Genomic DNA, 4741 nt, shown 5'->3' with positions numbered 1-4741 from the left:
CGTTCTTACGGGGAGAGGGTTGGGGTGAGGGGCTGCCTCCGCAAGTACGGTCAGAGATGAGCTCGTGGAGGCTCCCCCTCACCCGAAATTCAAGCGGAGCCTGTTATCGGGCGGCGCTTCGCGCCGACCCGTTGGCTTGAATTTCGACCTCCCCCCGCAAGGGGGCGAGGTGAATCCGAGCCATTGCCCTATTCAAGAAAAGCATCACACCTGCACAACTACATCGTCGTATGATGCGGCTTGAACAGGCGGCCCTTTTCCGTCGCCAGCACCACTGCGAGCGCCGCCAGCGCGCAGAGGAAGAAGCCGGTCGAGAACGGCAGCAGCGTGCCGTCGTAGCTCTGGCCGATCACGATGCCGATGCCGATGGCGAGCAGCGTCGTGATCGATCCGTACAGCGACGAGGCGGTTCCGGCGATATGGCCCTGCGGCTCCATCGCCAGCGCGGTGAAGTTGGCGATCATCAGCCCGAACGTGAACATCATCAATGCCGCCAGCGTCATCAACAGCGACAGCGGCAACATCTGCAGCCTGGCCGCCACCAGCATCGTGGCGGCAACGAGGACGAAGGCGACCAGCCCGCCGTGCGAGATTACGCGCATGCCGAGCCGCCCGACAAAGCGGGAGTTGAGAAAGCCCGCAATCGCGATGCCCGCCGCGATCGAAGCGAATGCCAGCGGAAAGTAATGCCCGAGCTGGTAGATGTCGGTGAAGAGCTGCTGCGAGGTGAAGACGAAGGCGAACAATGCCCCCTGTATGCCGCCGGCCGCCAGCGCATAGCCCAGCGTCTGGCGATTGGTGAGCGTCTGCCTGAAGGCGCCGAGCACGTCGCGGATCGCGAGCGACTTGCGCAATTCCGCCGGCAGCGTTTCGGGCATGCGCAGCGCGCTCCAGGCCAGTGCGATCACGCCGTACAGCATCAACGCAACGAAAATGCCGCGCCACTGCGTCAGCAGCAGCACCGCCTGGCCGAACGATGGCGCAACCACGGGCACCGCGATGAAGACCATCATCGCGAGCGACATCACGCTTGCCATGCGCCTTCCGGCGTAGCAGTCGCGCACGATCGAGGTGGCGATCACGCGCGTCGCCGACGTGCCGAGGCCCTGCAGCGCACGCGCCAGCAGCAGCGTCTCGAAAGATGTCGCCGCGATCGCAAGCAGGCTTGCGACACCATAGACGGCCATGCCACCGAGCAGCACCGGACGGCGGCCGAAGCGATCCGACAACGGCCCCATCACGAACTGTCCGACGCCGAAGCCGAACAGGAAGATCGACAGCACCATCTGCGGATGGTTGGCGTCGGCAATGTTGAATGCGGCGCCGATGCTCGGCAGCGCCGGCAGCATCATGTCCATGGCCAGCGGGTTCAGCGCCATGATCGATGCGATCGCAACTACGAATTCTGGGAAGCCCATCGGGCGGTGGCCTGACGATACCCAGGCCTCGGCATTAATTTCAGACACGTGGCATCCTTTTGCGGAGGCGCAATCTAGCCATCGTGCTGCAATGCACAATCCCGTGTTTCGGAATGGGGGACCGGCGGTTCCAGACGGGTTAGGCAACACGGCGCGCTTTTAGGCAGCCGTGACTTGCCGAATTCCGGAATATGGACACCGAGTCGCCAATCTCTCCGCTTTGCCCTGTGAAACTTGCGTGTCACCATCATATCGAGGTCAGAGCATGATCCGGAAAAGTGGAAACCGGTTTTCCCTCGCGACAAACGCGAAGCGTTTGCGCGGAGATCATGCGCAAACAAAGAGCTAAAGCGGGATGACGATTCGAAGAAAAGTCATCGCGCTTTAGGGATCGAGGAGGTCCGCGATGCGATGGTGCATCTCGATCGCAGCGGTGCTGGCCGCCGGCATGCTCGCCGGCGCCGCGGGCGCTGCGGCGCCTGGTCAGCCACCGGCACTTGCCGACCGGCAGGGCGCGCCTTCCGTGGATATCGAGCTTATCATTGCGGCCGACGTCTCCTATTCCATGGATACGGACGAGCTCACGGTGCAGCGCGAGGGTTATGCTGAGGCCATCGTTTCCAGGGAATTCCTGCAGGCGCTGAAGGGAGGCCCGAACGGAAAGATTGCCTTGACCTACTTCGAATGGTCGGCGTTCGGCGACCAACGGGTGATCATTCCCTGGCGGGTGATCGACGGCCCCGAGACGGCTGACGCAGTCGCCAGCGAAATCATGCAGGCGCCGATCCGGCGCGGGTCGCGCACCTCAATTTCGGGCGCCATCCTGTTCGGGACGCCGCTCTTCGACGAGGACCCTAGCCGCGGCTTTCGGCGTGTCATCGACATTTCCGGCGACGGCCCCAACAACAACGGACCACCTGTCACGCCCGTTCGCGACCAGGCGCTGGCGAAAGGCATCGTCATCAACGGCCTGCCGATCATGATCAAGGAGCCGTCCCATTCAATGATGGATATCGATAATCTCGATTGGTACTACGAGGATTGCGTCATCGGCGGGCCCGGCTCCTTCGTCGTGGCAATCAAGGATCGCGAACGATTCAAGGAAGCCATTCGCACCAAACTGGTACTCGAAGTGGCCGGACGTGATCCCGAGCACAAGGTCGTTCCCGCCGCCGGGAAGGAACCAAGGATCAATTGCCAGATCGGCGAAAAGCTCTGGGAGGACCGTTGGGGACGCTAGAGCATGATCCGATCAGGCTGAATCTTCACCTCTCCCGCTTGCTTGCGGGACCCCGTAAGCGGGAGAGGGAGCGCAGCTTCTCCGCTTTTCAGCCGAGACGAAGGCGGCGTTCGCCAAAGGCGTAGAGCTGCCGCCAGAGCAGGCGATTGAACAGCGTCACCATCACGCACATGACGGCGATGCCGAGCACGACCCGCGGAAAATCGCCGGCTTCGGTCGCTCGCGCGATATAGGAGCCGAGTCCGATGGCGGTCAGATGGGTGTCGCCCCAGCTTGCGACTTCGGCGACGATCGAAGCGTTCCACGACCCGCCCGAGGCGGTGACCGCTCCGGTGACGTAGTAGGGGAAAATGCCGGGCAGGATCACCTTCACCCACCAGCGCCATCCCTTCAGGTGGAAGCTGCCGGCGGCTTCCCGCAAATCGCTCGGAAAGGCGGCGGCGCCTGCGATCACGTTGAACAGGATGTACCACTGGGTGCCGAGGATCATCAGCGGGCTGAGCCAGATGTTCGGGTTCAATCCGAAATGCACGATCAGCACGACAAACACCGGAAAGGCGAGGTTGGCCGGGAACGCCGCCAGGAACTGCGCGAGCGGCTGCATGCGCTCGGCGAGTTTCGGCCGCAGGCCGATCCAGACGCCGATCGGCACCCATATCAGCGTCGCCAGCGCAATCAGCACGACCACGCGTGCGAGCGTGACCAGTCCGTATCCGACCGCGGCGGTCACGTCCGACCAGCCGAGCGTGGCGGAGAGATATTGATAGATCTTCCAGGCGGCGTAGCTCGTCACGACGGCGACCACCGCCACCCATACGCCGTCGACGAGGCGCGAGGGCTGGCTGCTGTTGGCGCGCGGCCGCAGCACCGCGGGCACGCCGATGCGCAGCGTCGAAATGCCCTTGTTCGCGGCGCCGAGCGGATAGGTCAGCGCGCGCAGCGCGCGCGTGCGCCTGAAGAGATCGAGCATCCAGGACGTCGGCGGCTCGCCGGAGGCAGTCTGCTCAAAGCGGAACTTGTCGGCCCAGGCCACGATCGGACGAAACAGGAGCTGGTCGTAGGCGATGATGACGAGAAGCATGGTCGCCAGCGCATAGACGATCGCCGGCAGGTTCTGCTCTTGAATGGCCAGCGCGACATAGGAGCCGACGCCGGGCAAGGTGACCGTCGTGTTGCCCACGGTGATCGCCTCCGATGCCACCACGAAGAACCAGCCGCCGGACATCGACATCATCGCGTTCCAGATCAAGCCCGGCATCGCGAAGGGCACATCCAGCCGCCAGAACCGCTGCCAGCCGGACAGGTGAAAGCTCTGCGTCGCCTCCTCGAGATCCTTCGGCACGCTGCGCAGCGACTGGTACATGCTGAAGGTCATGTTCCAGGCCTGGCTGGTGAAGATCGCGAAGACGCAGGCCAGCTCGGCGCCCAGCACCTGCCCCGGAAACAGGTTCATGAAGAACACGACCGTGAAGGTCAGGAAGCCGAGGATCGGCACCGACTGCAGGATGTCGAGCAGCGGGATCAGCACGATCTCCGCGCGCCGGCTCTTGGCGGCGAGCGTGGCATAGATGAAGGTGAAGACGGTCGAGCAAATGATCGCCAGCAGCATCCGCAGCGTGGTCCGCAGCGCGTAGAGCGGAAGATTGCGCGGATCGAGCGTAACAGGCGTATGCTCGAGCTCCGACAGCGGCTCAATCGTCTGATGGCCGCCATAGACGATCAGCACCAGGACGCCGATCAAAAGCAGCAGCGCCACGAGATCCCAGACATTGGGCCGGAGCGAGTTTTGCCCGAGGACAGCGCTGCGAATATCCTGAAACGTCATGAACCACCTCTGGTCAGAACTCGGCGTGCAGGCGGCCCGAGTGGATCGAGACCGGATCGCGATCGGCGTTATAGGCAGGGTTCACGACGAACCGATAGTCGGGGCCGGTCGTGAGCTGCCCGAGCCGCGCGCAGAGTCACGTTTGGGCGAATTTTATGAATTATTTCAAGGTGATTTGTGCCGTCCAGTGCTTCGCACGAAAATATTCCGCTTAACCCGTCGGGCAAATCAGCACTATGACTCCGCGCGTCTCACGGC

At 63.0% G+C, this 4741-nt stretch carries 4 protein-coding genes; 2 read left to right on the top strand and 2 right to left on the bottom strand.

Annotated features, from left to right (window positions below):
- Nucleotides 1-218 precede the first annotated feature (218 nt).
- Entirely contained in the window at nucleotides 219-1466 is a 1248-nt protein-coding gene (locus CWO89_RS40885; protein WP_130583914.1) for a multidrug effflux MFS transporter, read from the bottom strand.
- A 358-nt stretch (nucleotides 1467-1824) separates the two neighbouring features.
- Here CWO89_RS40885 and CWO89_RS40880 point away from each other — a divergent pair, with 358 nt between their 5' ends.
- Nucleotides 1825-2658: a DUF1194 domain-containing protein gene (locus CWO89_RS40880; protein ID WP_130583913.1), complete on the top strand. Its 834-nt coding sequence runs from the start codon at nucleotides 1825-1827 to the stop codon at nucleotides 2656-2658.
- A gap of 88 nt (nucleotides 2659-2746) precedes the next feature.
- Here CWO89_RS40880 and CWO89_RS40875 read toward each other — a convergent pair whose 3' ends face one another.
- The gene (locus tag CWO89_RS40875; RefSeq protein WP_130583912.1) at nucleotides 2747-4483 is read right to left on the bottom strand and encodes an ABC transporter permease; all 1737 of its coding nucleotides are present in this window, start codon (nucleotides 4481-4483) and stop codon (nucleotides 2747-2749) included.
- On the opposite strand from CWO89_RS40875, the gene CWO89_RS47310 reads away from it, so the two are divergent.
- Nucleotides 4482-4741, top strand: a 260-nt coding sequence (locus tag CWO89_RS47310; RefSeq protein WP_207234673.1) for a hypothetical protein, incomplete at its 3' end; no start/stop codon positions are given. The genes CWO89_RS40875 and CWO89_RS47310 overlap by 2 nt on opposite strands.

The organism is Bradyrhizobium sp. Leo170, assembly GCF_004296405.1.
Classification (GTDB): domain Bacteria; phylum Pseudomonadota; class Alphaproteobacteria; order Rhizobiales; family Xanthobacteraceae; genus Bradyrhizobium.
Note: the sequence above shows the minus strand (reverse complement) of the source record. Positions and strands in the feature narration are given on the sequence as shown.